General features: G+C 53.1%; 13 protein-coding genes. All 13 read left to right on the top strand.

Features of this window, described 5'->3' with window-relative positions:
- Nucleotides 1–33: 33 nt before the first annotated feature.
- The 13 genes from FYJ64_RS00705 to FYJ64_RS00645 all read left to right on the top strand — a co-directional run bounded on the left by FYJ64_RS00705 (nt 34) and on the right by FYJ64_RS00645 (nt 15,250).
- Nucleotides 34–1,293, top strand: coding sequence for a serine hydroxymethyltransferase (locus FYJ64_RS00705; protein WP_154573332.1), 1,260 nt, complete (start codon nt 34–36; stop codon nt 1,291–1,293).
- A 66-nt stretch (nt 1,294–1,359) separates the two neighbouring features.
- Nucleotides 1,360–2,388 carry a phosphate acyltransferase PlsX gene (gene plsX / locus FYJ64_RS00700; RefSeq protein ID WP_154573331.1) on the top strand — a complete coding sequence of 343 codons (1,029 nt, stop codon included), beginning with the start codon at nt 1,360–1,362 and terminating at the stop codon, nt 2,386–2,388.
- Nucleotides 2,381–3,070, top strand: coding sequence for a ribonuclease III (rnc, locus tag FYJ64_RS00695; protein WP_154573330.1), 690 nt, complete (start codon nt 2,381–2,383; stop codon nt 3,068–3,070). The genes plsX and rnc overlap by 8 nt, the downstream gene beginning before the upstream one ends.
- Complete coding sequence (gene smc / locus FYJ64_RS00690) at nt 3,070–6,630, top strand: chromosome segregation protein SMC (RefSeq protein WP_154573329.1); 3,561 nt, start codon at nt 3,070–3,072, stop codon at nt 6,628–6,630. Before rnc ends, smc begins: the two co-directional genes overlap by 1 nt.
- A gap of 136 nt (nt 6,631–6,766) precedes the next feature.
- On the top strand, nt 6,767–7,681 hold the full coding sequence (gene ftsY, locus FYJ64_RS00685; protein WP_154573328.1) for a signal recognition particle-docking protein FtsY: 915 nt from the start codon (nt 6,767–6,769) through the stop codon (nt 7,679–7,681).
- The gene (gene der, locus FYJ64_RS00680) at nt 7,674–8,999 is read left to right on the top strand and encodes a ribosome biogenesis GTPase Der (protein WP_154573327.1); all 1,326 of its coding nucleotides are present in this window, start codon (nt 7,674–7,676) and stop codon (nt 8,997–8,999) included. The genes ftsY and der overlap by 8 nt, the downstream gene beginning before the upstream one ends.
- A 5-nt stretch (nt 9,000–9,004) precedes the next feature.
- On the top strand, nt 9,005–9,616 hold the full coding sequence (plsY, locus tag FYJ64_RS00675) for a glycerol-3-phosphate 1-O-acyltransferase PlsY (protein WP_154573326.1): 612 nt from the start codon (nt 9,005–9,007) through the stop codon (nt 9,614–9,616).
- The gene (locus FYJ64_RS00670) at nt 9,613–10,611 is read left to right on the top strand and encodes an NAD(P)H-dependent glycerol-3-phosphate dehydrogenase (RefSeq protein ID WP_154573325.1); all 999 of its coding nucleotides are present in this window, start codon (nt 9,613–9,615) and stop codon (nt 10,609–10,611) included. Before plsY ends, FYJ64_RS00670 begins: the two co-directional genes overlap by 4 nt.
- An 8-nt stretch (nt 10,612–10,619) precedes the next feature.
- Nucleotides 10,620–11,948: a tRNA (N6-isopentenyl adenosine(37)-C2)-methylthiotransferase MiaB gene (gene miaB / locus FYJ64_RS00665; protein ID WP_154573324.1), complete on the top strand. Its 1,329-nt coding sequence runs from the start codon at nt 10,620–10,622 to the stop codon at nt 11,946–11,948.
- Complete coding sequence (locus FYJ64_RS00660; protein WP_154573323.1) at nt 11,945–13,309, top strand: Mur ligase family protein; 1,365 nt, start codon at nt 11,945–11,947, stop codon at nt 13,307–13,309. Before miaB ends, FYJ64_RS00660 begins: the two co-directional genes overlap by 4 nt.
- Entirely contained in the window at nt 13,302–14,063 is a 762-nt protein-coding gene (locus FYJ64_RS00655) for a type 1 glutamine amidotransferase (RefSeq protein WP_154573322.1), read from the top strand. The genes FYJ64_RS00660 and FYJ64_RS00655 overlap by 8 nt, the downstream gene beginning before the upstream one ends.
- Before the next feature lie 7 nt (nt 14,064–14,070).
- Entirely contained in the window at nt 14,071–14,370 is a 300-nt protein-coding gene (locus FYJ64_RS00650; RefSeq protein ID WP_154573321.1) for a hypothetical protein, read from the top strand.
- A 163-nt stretch (nt 14,371–14,533) separates the two neighbouring features.
- The gene (locus FYJ64_RS00645) at nt 14,534–15,250 is read left to right on the top strand and encodes a site-2 protease family protein (protein ID WP_154573320.1); all 717 of its coding nucleotides are present in this window, start codon (nt 14,534–14,536) and stop codon (nt 15,248–15,250) included.
- The last annotated feature ends 175 nt before the right edge of the window (nt 15,251–15,425 follow it).

Here is a 15,425-nt window from a genome sequence, read left to right as displayed (position 1 = left end):
TATTTGCCTGTCTATGGAGAAGAGGAGTATCAAATGTTTAACAGAGACGGAAAAGACGATAACAATTACAACGTTGAAAACTATGAATTTATTAAGAAGTACTCGCCGACGGTGGGATCCCTCATTGAGAAGGAGTACAACAGGCAGAAGAACAATATCGAGCTGATCGCTTCCGAGAACTATTGCTCGGAGGCAGTTCTGGCGGCCTGCGGGAGCTGTCTCTCCTGGAAGTACGCAGAAGGATATCCGTATGTGAGAACCTCCGGGAACAAAGGCAGATACTACGGCGGAACGGAGTTTGTGGATGAATTGGAGGAGTATTGCTGCAACAAATGGAGAGAGGTATTCCATACGGACTATCATGTAAATGTGCAGCCTCACTCCGGATCTCAGGCGAATTTTGCAGGATATAAGGCGCTGATCAATCCGGGAGATACGATTCTGTCCCTGAGTCTTGACAACGGCGGACATCTGACCCACGGTTCCTCTGTGAATTTCAGCGGCAAGCTGTACAACGTGATCTTCTATGATGTGGATGACAAAGGCTACATTGATATGGAAGACGTGCGGAAAAAGGCGCTGGAGTATAAGCCGCAGCTGATTATGACCGGTGCCAGCGCATATTCCAGAATTATTGATTTCAAAGCCTTTGCGGATATTGCGAAGGAGGTCGGATGTTATTTCATGGTGGATATGGCTCATATCGCCGGTCTGGTCGCGGCAGGGGAGCATCCGTCGCCGTTCGGCTATGCGGACATCGTCACCACGACTACACATAAGACGCTGCGCGGCCCCAGAGGCGGTCTGGTATTCGGAAAACAGGAATTCGCGAAGAAGATCGACAGCGCGGTATTCCCCTATGCGCAGGGAGGTCCGCTGGAGCATATCATCGCCGGAAAAGCGGTTTGCGCTGAGGAAGCACTGAAGCCGGAGTTTAAGGAATACGCCCATCAGGTCGTGCTGAACTGTGCGGCTCTGTGCGACGAGTTCATCAAGCTCGGCTATAAAGTCGTGACCGGAGGAACGGACAATCACGTGTTCCTGCTGGATCTGTCGGAGTTCCCGTTCAGCGGCAGGGATTTGCAGGAGAGATGCGACGAGAACGGAATTACGCTGAACAAGAACGCGATTCCGAACGACCAGCGCAGCCCGATGCAGACAAGCGGCGTTCGGATCGGAACTGCTCCGATGACCACCAGAGGATATAAGGAAGATGATTTCCGCGAGGTTGCCAGAAGAATCGACAAGATCGTGAAGGAACTGGCGAAGGAGAAAGAAGCGGAAGCGAAATAGGATAATTTATGAGATGATGACGGCTGCGTCACCGGTGTGGCGCGGCCGTTCTGTAAAGGATCAGACATGAGAATTTTGTTAGATGGAATGGGAGGAGACCACGCGCCGGAATGCGTTGTGGAAGGAGCTATCGCCGCGGCGGGGCAGATCTCCGATGAAATTGTGCTGATCGGGCAGGAGGAGCTGCTCTGTCAGCTTCTGAACAGATACGGCTATCGGGGAGATCGGATCCGCATCGTTCACGCGGGTGAGACGATATCCAACGATGAATCGCCTGTCAGGGCAGTTCGCCGCAAGAAGGACTCGTCCATCGTCATCGGAATGTCGATGGTTCGGGACGGTGAGGGAGATGTGTTTATCTCGGCAGGAAGCACGGGAGCCCTGCTGGCCGGCGGACTTTTTATTCTCGGAAGGGTGGATGGCATCGACCGTCCCGCTCTTGCAACGGTATATCCGGTCATCGGTCATGAGCCGTCGCTTCTGGTTGACACCGGTGCAAATGCGGAGTGCAAGCCGAAAAACCTTTTGGATTTCGGCATCATGGGAAGTATTTACATGGACAAGGTCCTGGGGCGTGAGAATCCCACCGTCGGGCTGGTCAATAACGGATCGGAGGAGCATAAAGGAACGGCGCTCACGAAGGCCGCCCATGAGCTTCTGGACCGGAGCAGCCTGAATTTCATCGGCAATATCGAAGCCAGAGATCTGCAGGATGCGGTCTGCGATGTGATCGTCACGGACGGATTCACCGGAAATGTCATTATCAAGCTTACAGAGGGTATGGGACTGATGGTTCTGCGGGAGTTGAAGTCCAGATTTATGTCAAGCACTCGTTCCAAGATGGGGGCGCTGTTGCTCAGCGATCAGCTGCGGGCGATCAAGTCGGAGTTCGATTATGCGGAGTATGGTGGTGCGCCAATTCTTGGAGTCAAGGGCGCTCTGCTGAAAATGCACGGCTCGTCGGACGCCCGGGCGGTGGAGCAGACGATTCTGAAAGCTGTTCCGTATGTGAATGAAAACGTTGTCGGAACCATCGGGAGTGCAATGGCGGAAATTGTTGCGAGAGAAGGCGAGAACGCGGAGAATCATGAATAACACAGAATTTGAAAAGAAAATTCAATATGAGTTTCGTGACAAAGGGCTTTTAAATAAAGCCCTTACTCATAGCTCTTACTGCCGCGAAGAGGGGCTGGATCCGACTGAGAGTAATGAACGCCTGGAATTTCTGGGTGACGCGTACCTCGACGCGATTGCAGGTACAGCACTATATCGGCGGATGAAGAATGTGGGAGAGGGAAGGCTGACCCGGACGAGGGCGGCTGTGGTGTGTGAACATTCCCTGGCAAAGGTAGGAAGCCGGATCGGAATCGGCGCGTATTTTAATATGGGAAACGGCGAGAATCACTGCGGCGGAAGACACCGCGAATCGATTGTGGCGGACGGAGTGGAAGCGGTGATCGGCGCGATTTTCCTGGACGGAGGATACAACGCCGCATCAGACTTTGTTCTCAGAGAATTCTCAGACATCATCGAGGATGCCATAAAGGGCAGACTGTTTACAGATTTCAAGACGCAGGTGCAGGAAATACTGCAAAAGGACGGCACAGCCCCGGACATCTGCTATGTTCTGGATCGTGAAGAGGGCCCTGATCATGACAAAACCTTTTACGTGCATCTGACCTGTGATGGAAGAACACTCGGCTCCGGAATGGGAAAGAGCAAGAAGGAAGCGGAGCAGAATGCAGCGAAAGCCACGTTGGACGGAGGATTGATTTAATGTATTTTAAGAGACTGGAGATGCATGGCTTCAAGTCCTTCGCCGAACCGGTGGTAATCGATTTCCATGAGGGGATCACCTGCATTGTGGGTCCCAACGGAAGCGGCAAGAGCAATATCAGCGATGCGATCCGCTGGGCGTTGGGCGAACAGAGCCCGAAAGCCCTGAGGGGCGGGAAGATGCAGGAGGTCATTTTTAACGGGACAGAGAGCCGAAAACCCCGGGGAATGGCGGAAGTGACGCTGGTGATAGACAACAGCACAGGTCTTCTTGACATTGAATATAAGGAAGTTGCGATTACCAGAAGGATGTATCGCAGCGGTGAAAGTGAATATCTCATCAACAGCAACCCGTGCAGGCTGAAGGATATCCGGGAACTCATCATGGACACCGGAATCGGCGTGGACGGCTATTCGATTATCGGTCAGGGGAAAATCTCCGATATCGTCAGCAATAAGCCGGAGAGCCGAAGAGAAATCTTTGAGGAAGCGGCGGGAATCGTGGCGTACAAAACCAGAAAACAGGAAGCGGTTCGCAAACTGGACGGTACCCGGAACAATCTGGAGAGAATTGACGATATCGTCGGGGAAATCGAAGGAAGAATCGGCGGGCTGAAAGAAGACAGCGAAAAGGCACAGCGATATCTGGAACTGAAAGAACGATATCGGGAACTTGAGATTAACATTACGCTGCGAAATATAGAAAACGCGGCAGAACGCAGTAGACAGTACAAGCAGGAAATTCAGGAACTGGAGGAACAGTTGCGCAGCGCCGGAGAAAAAAAACGCGGCAGTGACCAGGAATCTCAGGAACTGCAGAAACGCAGCGCAGCACTGGATACGGTTTCCGAGAAGAATCACGAGAAAATGGTTCGGACCATCGAGGAAATCAACAGTATTACCGGTGAAAGCAAGCTGAACCGGGAGAAACTGGCCAACCTTGCCAGAGAGGAGGATCGGCTGGACGGTGAAATCGATGACTTGACGGTTCGTATCGACCGGCTGGGGCAGGAAACGGAGGAACTGAAATCCCGGAAAAAGGAAATCGAGGACGCCCGCGGTCAGGCGGAAAGAAGTCTGGAGGAAAAAGTTCTGCTGTATAATTCCATCACCTCTGAGACGAGTCGGTTCACGGAAATCATCGACGACAGCAATGAAAAGATTATCTTACTGAACGGTGAGGCCGCTTCGAAGCGCAGTGAGGCGAAAAGCTATGAAAGCTATAAGGGTACGCTGGAATCCAGAGCGCGGCAGATCGCGGACGAGAACCGGAAACTGGAGGAAGAAACCGCAGAGGACCGGAAAATACTGGAGCAGGCGCGCGAGGGCCTGAGCCGTGCAGAGGCGCGGAAGCAGGAACTCGCTGCGGAAAACAACGAAAAGATTCTTCGCCTTCGGAAGCTGGAAGAGAAAGAGCGGAGTCTGCGTGGCACTGCAGAGGAGCTGAGAATCCGAAACAACCGTGAGGAGGCGCGCCTGCGCACCATCGAGGAGATGGAGCAGAACTATGAAGGCTACAACACGGCTGTGAAATATATCATGCGCTGCGGAATCCGGGGAATAGAGGGCGTGGTCGGTGAAATGATGGAGGTCCCCCGCGGGTATGAAACCGCCATCGAGACCGCGCTTGGCGCGGCGATGCAGAATATCATCGTTGCCGATGACGACAGCGCCCGAAAAGCTATCACTGCACTGAAGGTGAACCGATCCGGCCGGCTGACATTCCTTCCGGTAGGATCCATTCGCGGAAAGAGGATCCATCCTGATGCGCGTATCAGCGGGCAGAAGGGATATCGCGGGATGGGAGTGGATCTCATCGAATTCGATGAACGTTATCAGCAGATTTTTGAATATCTGTTGGGACGTGTCGCGGTGGTGGATGATCTCAACGCGGCGATTGCCATGTCCAGAGGAAGCCGGCAGGGAATCCGCTTCGTCACGCTGGACGGGGAAATCATCAATACCAGCGGCGCGATTACCGGCGGAAAATACAAAAATCAGTCCGCAAATCTTTTGGAAAGAAAGAATGAGATCGAGCGGCTGAAACAGAATATAACGCATCACACCGATGCACTGGAGGAAAAAGTCCGGGAGCTTCAGCAGATTCTGGATGAGATTGAAGAACTTAAGCAGGGCGCGACGGACGCAGAACAGGAAATGCGGGAAATGGAACTTCAGATCGCCACCTCCGGAGAGAAAATCGCCGGAGGTGAAAATCAGCTTGCCGACGCCCGGGAGCGTATGGAAAAGAACCGTGTGGAGCTTCTTCAGATCCGGAAGGAGCTTAAGGATATGGACGAACTGATCTCCAGAATGATGACGGAGAGTCGGGCCGCGGAATCAGAAATCGAGAAAATCGGCAAGAAGGTGGAGGATCTCACGGCGGAGCACCAGGCGCGTCGGGGCGAGGTCGAAGACGCCAACGATGCCATTACTCAGGCGAGAATAGACGTCCGTACATGGGAAGAGAAAGCGTCCAACAACGAGAGGATGCTGGAACGGATCAGCGGAGATTTAGCCGCACTGAAGAAACAGTCGAAGGAAAAGGAGCAACAGCTGATCGCCCTGCGCCAGGAACGCGGGGAATTGACGGCCGGATACCGGGGAAGCGATACTCAGGTGCTCCGTCTGGAAAAGGAACGGAAGGAACTGGAGGAGAACGGCGCCGCCATCAGCCGTGAAAAGGCGCAGATCGCAGAGCGGCTGCAGCTTGTGGCGGAAGAACTGGCCGGCGCAGAGGAGACCATCAATTCTGTCCGTGATCAGAAATACCAGATGGAGATCCGTCAGGCCAGAAATGAAACGCAGATGGACAACATGAAGGATAAACTCTGGGAGGAGTTTGAGATTTCCTATGCGCAGGCAAAGGAACTGCGGAAGGAAGACTTCGCGATGACCGCATCGGTCAGAGAGAGCCGGGAACTTCGGAAGGAACTGAAGGAAATCGGCGATGTCAACGTCGGCGCGATTGCTGAATATGAACAGGTGAGTCAGCGCTATTCCTTCCTGACGGATCAGCGGAGCGACGTAGTCACTGCACTGAAGGAACTGGAGTCGATTATCGACGATTTGGATCGGACGATTACAAAGACATTTAAAGATAACTTTGACAAAGTGGAAATCAATTTCGAAGAGGTGTTCCGGGAACTGTTCGGCGGCGGTCATGCGGAGCTGCGGATGGAAAACGAGAACGACCCGCTGGAGTCAGGTATCGACATTGTAGCACAGCCTCCGGGGAAGAGGCTGCAGAACATCAATCTGATGTCCGGCGGCGAAAAAACCATGACCGCAATCGCACTTATGTTCGCGGTTCTGAAGACCAAGCCGACGCCGTTCTGTATTCTGGACGAGGTGGAGGCGGCTCTGGATGACGAGAACATCGATAAGTTCTCCGGATATCTGAAAAACTTCACCCAGACACAGTTCGCGCTGATCACGCATCAGAAGGCGACGATGGAGCATGCAGATGTGCTTTACGGAATCACGATGCCGGAGCGCGGTGTATCCAGACTGCTCAGTCTCAGGATGGGAGATTACGATCCGGAGGATTACGCAAGCTGAAGAAAACCCGGTGTGCTGCGTCCTCTCCGATCTGCGTTGCGGCACGACGTTCGGGGCAGTTTCCGCGGCCGGTATGCCATGATCCCGTCTCTGTGCGGGAGGGTTCGTCAGGACGGAAAAAAGCATAGGAGAAAATATGTCAGAGATTACAACAAAGAAAAAAGGATTTTTCGGACGGATGGCAGAGCGCATCAATGACGCCCTGTTCATGCATCAGGAAATCAACGAAGAGATGATGGATGAGATTGAAGAAATTCTCATCACGTCCGACATCGGAATGGAGACCACCATGAACATCATGGAGGAACTCAGGGAATATATCAAGGTCAACATGATCACTCTGCCAAAGAATGTGAAAAAGGCCATTGTTGAGATTATTATTCGCCTGATCGACAAAGGAGAACGGAACAGGCTGTCGGATAAGACGCCTCTTGTCATCCTGATGATCGGAATTAACGGAGGCGGAAAGACGACGACTATCGCAAAGCTCGGAAACCGGCTGAAGAAAGAGGGAAGAACAGTGATGTTTGCGGCCGCTGACACGTTTCGGGCCGCAGCGTCCGGGCAGCTGAAGATCTGGGGCGACCGGATCGGGGTCAACACTGTTATGCACCAGGAGGGAGCCGATCCCAGCGCAGTTCTGTTTGATGCGGTTCAATCCGCAAAGGCCCGGAACATCGATGTGCTGATCTGTGACACGGCGGGGCGTCTGCAGACGAAAAAGAACCTGATGGACGAACTCGCCAAGATGAACCGTGTCATTGACCGGGAATATCCGGAGGCGGCACGGGAAACCTTGCTGGTTCTGGATGCGACGAACGGTAAAAATGCGGTTTCGCAGGCGGAGCAGTTTAACGAGGCCGCCGAACTGTCCGGCGTAATCATCACCAAACTGGACGGCACCGCGAAGGGCGGCATCGCCATTACTATCGCAGATGAGTTCGATCTGCCCATCAAGTTCATCGGGACCGGAGAGGGCGTCGAGGATCTGGAAGAATTTAATGCGGCGGAATTCGCCGCTGAAGTCACGGGAGGAATCGCGGATGAGTAAACCGATTGTGGCGGTGGTCGGACGCCCGAATGTGGGGAAATCGACATTTTTTAACAGTATCGTGGGGAGAAGAGTCTCCATCGTCGAGGATACTCCCGGCGTGACCCGGGACCGCATATATGCAGAAGCGGAGTGGAACGGAATTCACTTCGGCATGATCGACACGGGAGGCATTGAGCCTGCCAGCAAGGAGGTCATCCCTGCGCAGATGAGAGAGCAGGCACAGATCGCCATGGATATGGCGGACGTCATCATTTTCATGGTAGACGGAAAGGAAGGCATGACCGCAGCAGATGAAGAGGTCGCCGCAATGCTGCGGCGCACCGGAAAAAAAGTGATTCTGTTGGTCAATAAGGTGGACAATCCGATGAATCCGCCGGATTCCCTCTATGATTTTTATTCGCTGGGAATCGGAGAGCCTATTCCGGTGTCCTCCGCCAACAAACTGAATTTCGGAGATGTTCTTGACCAGGTCTGTTCCAGCTTTCCGGAGGGAGCCGGAACAGAGGACGACGACCGGATACGTCTGGCTATTATCGGCAAGCCCAATGTGGGGAAATCTTCGCTGATCAACGCTCTGATTCAGGAAAACCGGGTAATCGTTTCCGATATTGCGGGAACGACCAGAGATTCCATCGACACGCCGTTCCGGTGGCAGGGGAAGGAATATGTTCTGATCGATACCGCCGGAATCCGGCGTCAGAGCAGAATTAATGAAGACATTGAAAAATACAGCGTTATCCGGGCCGTGGCGGCCATCGAACGATCCGATGTCTGCATACTGATGATCGATGCGGCGGAGGGTCTGACCGAGCAGGACAAAAAAATCTGCGGAATGGCGCATGAGGCCGGCAAGGGAATTGTGATCGTCGTGAATAAATGGGATCTCGTCAAGAAAGAAACCAATACCATGAGAGATTTCCGCAGGGAAATCCAGTCTGATATGCAGTTCGCATCCTATGCGCCGATTCTGTTTATATCCGTAAAGGATCACATCCGGCTGAACGAGGTAATGCAGACTGCAGATCGGGTTGCAGAGATACGCGCCGTGCGCGTGCCGACCGGTCAGCTGAACAGTCTTATGACAGACGCCATGATGATGAAGCAGCCGCCGTCGGATAAGGGGAGACGGCTGAAGATCTACTACGTGGCGCAGGTGGGCGTGAAACCGCCGCTGTTTTCCTTCCAGGTGAACAAAAGACAGCTCATGCATTTTTCATACGCCAGGTACCTGGAGAATCGGATCCGGGAGACATTTGGATTTGAAGGTACGTCGATTAAATTCGTGTACCGGGAGAAAAGAGAAAAGGATCAGTAAAAGCTATGGCAGATTACAGATTTATTCTGGCGGTGACGATCGCATATTTCCTCGGAAATATTTCGCCGTCCACCATTCAGGCCAGAATGAGGGGAATTGATATCAAGAAGGAGGGAAGCGGCAACGCCGGTACGACCAACACGCTGCGTGTGCTGGGCGCGCGGGCCGCGCTGATCACGCTGGTGGTGGACATCGGAAAGGGTATCCTGGCTGTTGCGCTGGGATACTGGATCGCGACACCGGCCGCAGCGATGTGGTGCGCGCTGGCGGCATTCCTGGGACACGTGTTCCCGGTTCTCCTGAAATTCAAGGGAGGAAAGGGCGTTGCAGTGGCTTTCGGCGTACTGCTGGGGCTGAACTGGGAACTGGCTCTTGCGGAACTGGGCATTGTGCTTCTGGCTGTGATACTTACACGGAGGGTTTCCTTCGGCTCGATCTTTGCAGCAGTGGCGTTCCCGTTCCTGTGCTGGTACATGGAGCCGGGGTTTATCTATATAGGCTGCGTAATGGCCGCTCTGGTGCTGATCATGCATCGGAGCAATATCGTTCGCCTTATTCACGGCGAAGAAGATAAAGTTAATATCAGCTGGTTTAAAAAGAAAGGTGGAGAGGAATGAAGAATATCGCTGTCATCGGAGCAGGAAGCTGGGGGACCGCCCTTGCGCTGACGCTGAGCAATAAAGGACATCAGGTGAAGATCTGTGACGTCGACCAGGCACACATCAGAGAGATGAAGGAACATCGGGAAAATGTCAAATATCTTCCGGGAATTCCGTTCAACGACAACCTTGCGGTAGTCGGCAGCACAGAGGAAGCTATGGAGGGAGCAGATATTGTTTTGTTCTCTGCGCCGGCCCAGCATTTCCGCAGTGCATTCGAGCATGCGATCCCGCTGATTGAAGATTCCATGGTGGTGGTCAACGTGGCCAAGGGAATCGAACAGGGAACGCTGATGCGTATGTCGGAAATCGCAACGCTGCTGAAGCCGGATGTGAAATATGTGGTACTGTCCGGGCCGTCTCACGCTGAGGAGGTCGGGCGGTTCCTGCCGACGACGGTGGCGGTAGCGTCAAAGGATATGAAACTTGCGGAATACATTCAGGATGAGTTCATGACTGACCGTTTCCGTGTCTATACTAACAGTGATGTCTGCGGAGTGGAACTGGGCGGAGCCCTGAAGAATATCATCGCGCTGGGTGCCGGAATCTCCGACGGAATCGGCTTCGGCGACAACGCCAAGGCAGCGCTGATGACCAGGGGTATCACGGAGATGAAGCGTCTGGGTGTCAGTCTGGGTGCGGATCCGGAAACTTTTGCGGGGCTGACCGGCGTCGGCGACCTGATTGTGACCTGCACCAGCATGCATTCCAGAAACCGCCGCTGCGGAATAATGATCGGAGAGGGAGTCAAGCCCAGCGAGGCGACAAAGAAGGTCGGCATGGTGGTGGAAGGTATGTTTACGACCATTGCAGCATATGAACTGGCGAAACGGGTCGGCGTTGAAATGCCGATTACGGAGTGCATCTATGAATGCATCAACGAGAAAATCGACGCCAGAGAAGCTGTTGAAATTCTGATGGGCAGAGATAAGAAAAACGAGATGCATATATAAGGGAGCATATGGAGAAGACATTTCACATAACGACATTCGGATGTCAGATGAACGAACACGACTCGGAAATTCTGGCCGGCCTGCTGGACGAGATGGGGTACAGAGCGGTTCCGAACAGAAAAGAGGCGCAGGTGGTGATTCTGAACACCTGCAGCGTACGGGAGAATGCGGACAAACGCTTTTTCGGCACGCTTGGGCAGCTGAAACGCAGGAAGACGGCTGACCCGGACTTTGTAGTATGCGTCTGCGGCTGCATGATGCAGCAGCAGCACATTATCGATACATTGAAGACAAAATATCCGTGGGTGGATCTGGTCTTCGGCACGCATAATATTCATCGCTTCCCTACGCTGCTGAAGAACGTTATCCGCCAGAAGGACCGGGAGATTGAAATCTGGCAGGACGGCGGAGAAATTGTGGAAGGCATGCCTGCCCGCCGCCTCTACCGCTGCAAGGCTCTGGTCAACATCATGTACGGCTGCAACAATTTCTGCACCTACTGTATTGTTCCATACACGAGAGGCCGGGAGCGGAGCCGTCGCCCTGAGGATATCGAGAAGGAGATCCGGGAGCTTGCGGCAGACGGTGTGAGGGAAGTGATGCTGCTGGGCCAGAATGTGAACAGTTACCGGGGAGAGTCAGAGGACGGCAGCGTCTGCAGTTTTGCGGATCTGATTCTGCGTATTGCGGAAATCGACGGACTGGAGAGGATACGGTTTATGACGTCCCATCCCAAGGATCTGTCTGATGATCTTATCCGGGTGTTCGCCGATTGCGACAAGCTTTGCAAGAACATCCATCTTCCGGTGCAGTCGGGCAGCAGCGAGATCATGAAACGCATGAACCGCCATTACGATCGGGAGCAGTACCTGGAAATTATACGGAAACTGAGAGAAGCCGTTCCGGAGATTACCATCTCCACGGATATCATCGTCGGGTTCCCGGGAGAAACAGACGAGCAGTTTGAAGAGACTCTGAGTCTTGTGGAGGAGGTCCGCTATGACTCCGCGTTCACCTTTTTGTACTCTCCCCGTGTCGGGACGCCGGCGGCGGAGCTTCAGGAACAGATTCCGGAGGAAGTCAAGCATAGGAGGTTCAACCGGCTGGTGGAGCTTGTGGACTCTATAAGCGCGGAAAAAAACAGCGCGTATAAAGGCAGGGTGGAGCGCGTTCTTGCGGAGGGAACGAGCAAGCGGAACCCCGGCGCGCTGTCCGGACGGACGGATGGTTTCAAGCTGGTGAATTTCAAGGGAGAGAACGATCTGATCGGCCAATTCGTGGATGTGGAAATTACGGAGGGGAAAACCTTTAGTCTTGAAGGGAGGATTGTTCAATGAGATTTTATATTGCACTGTGGTTCGCCAAGATTGTAAACGGATTAATCAATCTGATCGACAAATCCAGGGGTTCCAACTTCGCAGGAGAGCATGCGATGAAAATTGATCCGCAGATGGTGGCCCACTTTAAGGGAATCGATCCGGATCGCGTTTTGTTCATCACGGGAACCAACGGAAAGTCCACGACGAACAACCTGGTCAACCATATTTTCCGGGAGAACGGGAAAAAGGTGATCTCCAATCTGGAAGGTGCTAATCTCATCTACGGCGTGTGTACCGCTCTGATCAAGGCCAGCAGCCTGACGGGGAGGGTAAAGGCGGACTATTTTATCTTTGAAACGGATGAGAGGTTCGTGCCGGTGATCCGCCGGCAGCTTCCGGCGGCCAATCTCCTGATTACCAATCTGCAGAAAGATCAGGTGCAGCGCAATGGTGACCCGGATTTTATTTATCGTAAGCTGAAGGAGGCGGTGAAGGGGCAGAATCTGCGGATTTTCCTGAACAATGAGGAGCCGCGGGCCCGTGCCTTCGATGAAGACGCCCGGGAGGTGGTCAGCTTCGGCGTGGCAAGACACAGCGAAGCATTCCGGAAGAGCGGAAGCTATGTGACCATGGCGTGTCCCAGATGCCATCATAAAATCGTGTTCGACTATTATAACACGGACGGAATCGGGGCGTTCCACTGCAGTAACTGCGGTCATCGCAGTCTTGCGCAGGCGGATTATACCGTGGAGGATGTCGATTTCGAAAACCGCAGTTTCCGGGAGGCGGGTGCAGACTTTACGATGCCTTACGACACGCCCTACATGCTGTATAATTACAGTGCGGCGGTTGCGGTGGCGAAGGAGTTCGGCGGAATCGAGCCGTCAGCGGCGGCAAAGGCCTTTGCCGGCTTCCGGAACGTGGGCGGACGCTTCGAGATCATGCACTACAAAGGAAAGACCATTAAATATATGCGTATCAAGCAGGAGAATCCGGAGACCTTGCAGACCTCCATCAATGTCATGGCGGCGGATCCGAACCGCAAGATGGTGGCGCTGGGACTCTGTCCCCTCGTGGATATGATTCCTCACTACGCGGTCACCTTCTATGCCTATGACTGTGATTTTAGCAAACTGGTGAAGAGCGATGTGGAGAAATATTTCTGTTTCTCTAATCCGGTCTGCTACGATACGGCGAACCGCTTTATCTATGAAGGCGTGGATCCTGCGAAAATCACCATTGAGGATTCTGAGGACGTCGAAGTGATCTTTCGTGAAATCGAGGAGGCGGAGACGGATAACATCTATCTGATCACATGGCTTCATACCTATGAGCATATGGAGAAGTTCCTGAAAAAGGAGGGTGCCGTATATGAGTAATTTCAAAATCGCGTGGCTGTTCCCGGATACACTGTTTCTTCACGGAGAACGGGGAAACCTGCTGGCGCTGGCGCGGTTCGCACAGCTGGCCGGCTTTGAGCCGGAAATTCAGAAGGTAGATTTCACTTCAGCATCTTTTGCTCCAGAGGAGTATGACGTTATCTTTTGTGCTCCGGGAGAGATCTCATCCTTCCCCGCGGTTCGGGACTGGCTTCTGCCATACAAGGCGCGGCTCAGAGAATATGTCGACGGAGGACGGCCCATGCTGGTCACCGGCACGTCGGTAGGTCTGTTCGGGAAGCAGATTCTGCGCAGTGACGGCAGCGAGGCTGAGGGACTCGGAATCATCTTCACACAGTTTTCAGAAAACAAAGCCGTCTACGGTGATGACATTTGGTTTGAATGCGAGTATAATAACGAAAAGATGGAGATCATCGGCAACCAGATCCAGATGGGAGACCTTAACATCGTCTCGGAAAAGCCCTTCGGGCGCCTGCGGTACGGATACGGAAATACCGGAAAGGACCGGAATGAGGGCGTGCTCCGGGGAAACTCCATCTTCACGAACACGCTGGGACCGATGCTGGTCTGCAACCCGTGGCTCACGGAGGAAATTATCCGTGTGGCGGCGGCAGCGAGGGATATTACCGTCGGGGACTTCGGCTATGAGCCGGCGCTGGAGCGCAGGTCCTTTGCGACAAAGCAGAAATTTATTGAAACAAAGGAAACCGGTTTGACGAATTGCGGCAGATAAGGGTTTTATGACAGTAGGAGGTAATGAAATGGCGTTTCTGGACACATTGAAGGATGCAGCGCAGCAGATGGGTGACAGAGCGAGCGATGCGCTGGAGACATCCAAGCTGAAGGGCAAGATTAACAGTGAGAAGAAGGAGATCAACATCGAGATGCAGAAGATCGGCAAGATTTTCTTCGACAAAATCAAGTCGGGAGAGATTGAGAGCGATGAGGATCTGAAGAACATTATCGAGAAAATCGACGCCCACAATCAGACGATCGACGAGCTGAAGGAGTCGCTGGCCGCGCTGACCAACGAGGACTGAGCCGCAGACTGCGGGATATACCTGTGCCGGGACAGTGATGCGAAGATGCCGGGCCGCAGACTGCGGACATGAGCGCCGGCCGGGTCTGACTCAATATGATACTGATACAGAGGAGAGAAGTCTGTCATGACGGCAGACTTCTTTTATCGAAAGGGAGATTTATTTGAACAGAAGAGATATGATGCCGCTGTTTATCGTTATTGCGGCGATGATCGTGCTGAATATCCTGAATGGCGATTTCAGCGATTTCGGTTCCTGGGTATACCGTCAGCTGCTGATGCTGCCGGGAATCGTGATCGGGCTGACGGTTCACGAGTTCGCTCACGGACTCGTGTCGGACCGCTGCGGCGATCCCACGCCGAGGGCGCAGGGCAGGCTGACGCTGAACCCCGCGGCCCACATCGACCTGATAGGATTTCTGTGCCTGTTCTTCGCCGGCTTCGGCTGGGGACAGCCTGTGCAGATCGATCCGCGTTACTATAAACATAGGAGAATGGACGAGTTTCTTGTTTCCATCGCGGGCGTAACAATGAATTTCATTGTCGCGGTTGCGCTGGCCTTTGTCCTGCGCCTCATCATGCATTCCGGCAGCGCGTTTTTCTCCACGACTACCGGAGATGTGATTCTGAATATGGTGCAATATGGAATTTTCATCAATCTGGTACTGATGATCTTCAACCTGATTCCGGTGCCGCCGCTGGACGGCTGGGGGATCCTGACGCAGCTCTTCGATCTGGAGAAATACAGATGGTATCCCATCGTCTATCAGAACGGATTTTACATCCTGCTGGCGCTGATATTGTTCAACGTCACCAGTCTGATTCTGGATCCGGCAATCAACGGAATCTGGTCGTGGATGCTGAATACGATTGTAATCTGACGTCTTCACAATAAGTTCCGTCAGACTTAACGGATGCTGCCGGCGTTTTGTCAGCGGCGCCACGACGTACAATCCGATGAAAGAATGTGCCTGCTACGAAAAAATTATTAGCACTCTATCAAAAAGAGTGCTAATTTTATCTTTACTTTTTGAAAAACAGGGTATAGAATAAACA

The sequence above is a fragment of the Hornefia butyriciproducens genome, from assembly GCF_009695915.1.
Lineage (GTDB): Bacteria > Bacillota > Clostridia > Peptostreptococcales > Anaerovoracaceae > Aminicella > Aminicella butyriciproducens.
Note: the sequence above shows the minus strand (reverse complement) of the source record. Positions and strands in the feature narration are given on the sequence as shown.

What these genes read in the sequence shown, in the direction of transcription:
- FYJ64_RS00705 (WP_154573332.1), top strand. Translation starts at nt 34, where the DNA reads ATGTTTAACAGAGACGGAAAAGACGATAACAATTACAACGTTGAAAAC.
- plsX (WP_154573331.1), top strand. Translation starts at nt 1,360, where the DNA reads ATGAGAATTTTGTTAGATGGAATGGGAGGAGACCACGCGCCGGAATGC.
- rnc (WP_154573330.1), top strand. Translation starts at nt 2,381, where the DNA reads ATGAATAACACAGAATTTGAAAAGAAAATTCAATATGAGTTTCGTGAC.
- smc (WP_154573329.1), top strand. Translation starts at nt 3,070, where the DNA reads ATGTATTTTAAGAGACTGGAGATGCATGGCTTCAAGTCCTTCGCCGAA.
- ftsY (WP_154573328.1), top strand. Translation starts at nt 6,767, where the DNA reads ATGTCAGAGATTACAACAAAGAAAAAAGGATTTTTCGGACGGATGGCA.
- der (WP_154573327.1), top strand. Translation starts at nt 7,674, where the DNA reads ATGAGTAAACCGATTGTGGCGGTGGTCGGACGCCCGAATGTGGGGAAA.
- plsY (WP_154573326.1), top strand. Translation starts at nt 9,005, where the DNA reads ATGGCAGATTACAGATTTATTCTGGCGGTGACGATCGCATATTTCCTC.
- FYJ64_RS00670 (WP_154573325.1), top strand. Translation starts at nt 9,613, where the DNA reads ATGAAGAATATCGCTGTCATCGGAGCAGGAAGCTGGGGGACCGCCCTT.
- miaB (WP_154573324.1), top strand. Translation starts at nt 10,620, where the DNA reads ATGGAGAAGACATTTCACATAACGACATTCGGATGTCAGATGAACGAA.
- FYJ64_RS00660 (WP_154573323.1), top strand. Translation starts at nt 11,945, where the DNA reads ATGAGATTTTATATTGCACTGTGGTTCGCCAAGATTGTAAACGGATTA.
- FYJ64_RS00655 (WP_154573322.1), top strand. Translation starts at nt 13,302, where the DNA reads ATGAGTAATTTCAAAATCGCGTGGCTGTTCCCGGATACACTGTTTCTT.
- FYJ64_RS00650 (WP_154573321.1), top strand. Translation starts at nt 14,071, where the DNA reads ATGACAGTAGGAGGTAATGAAATGGCGTTTCTGGACACATTGAAGGAT.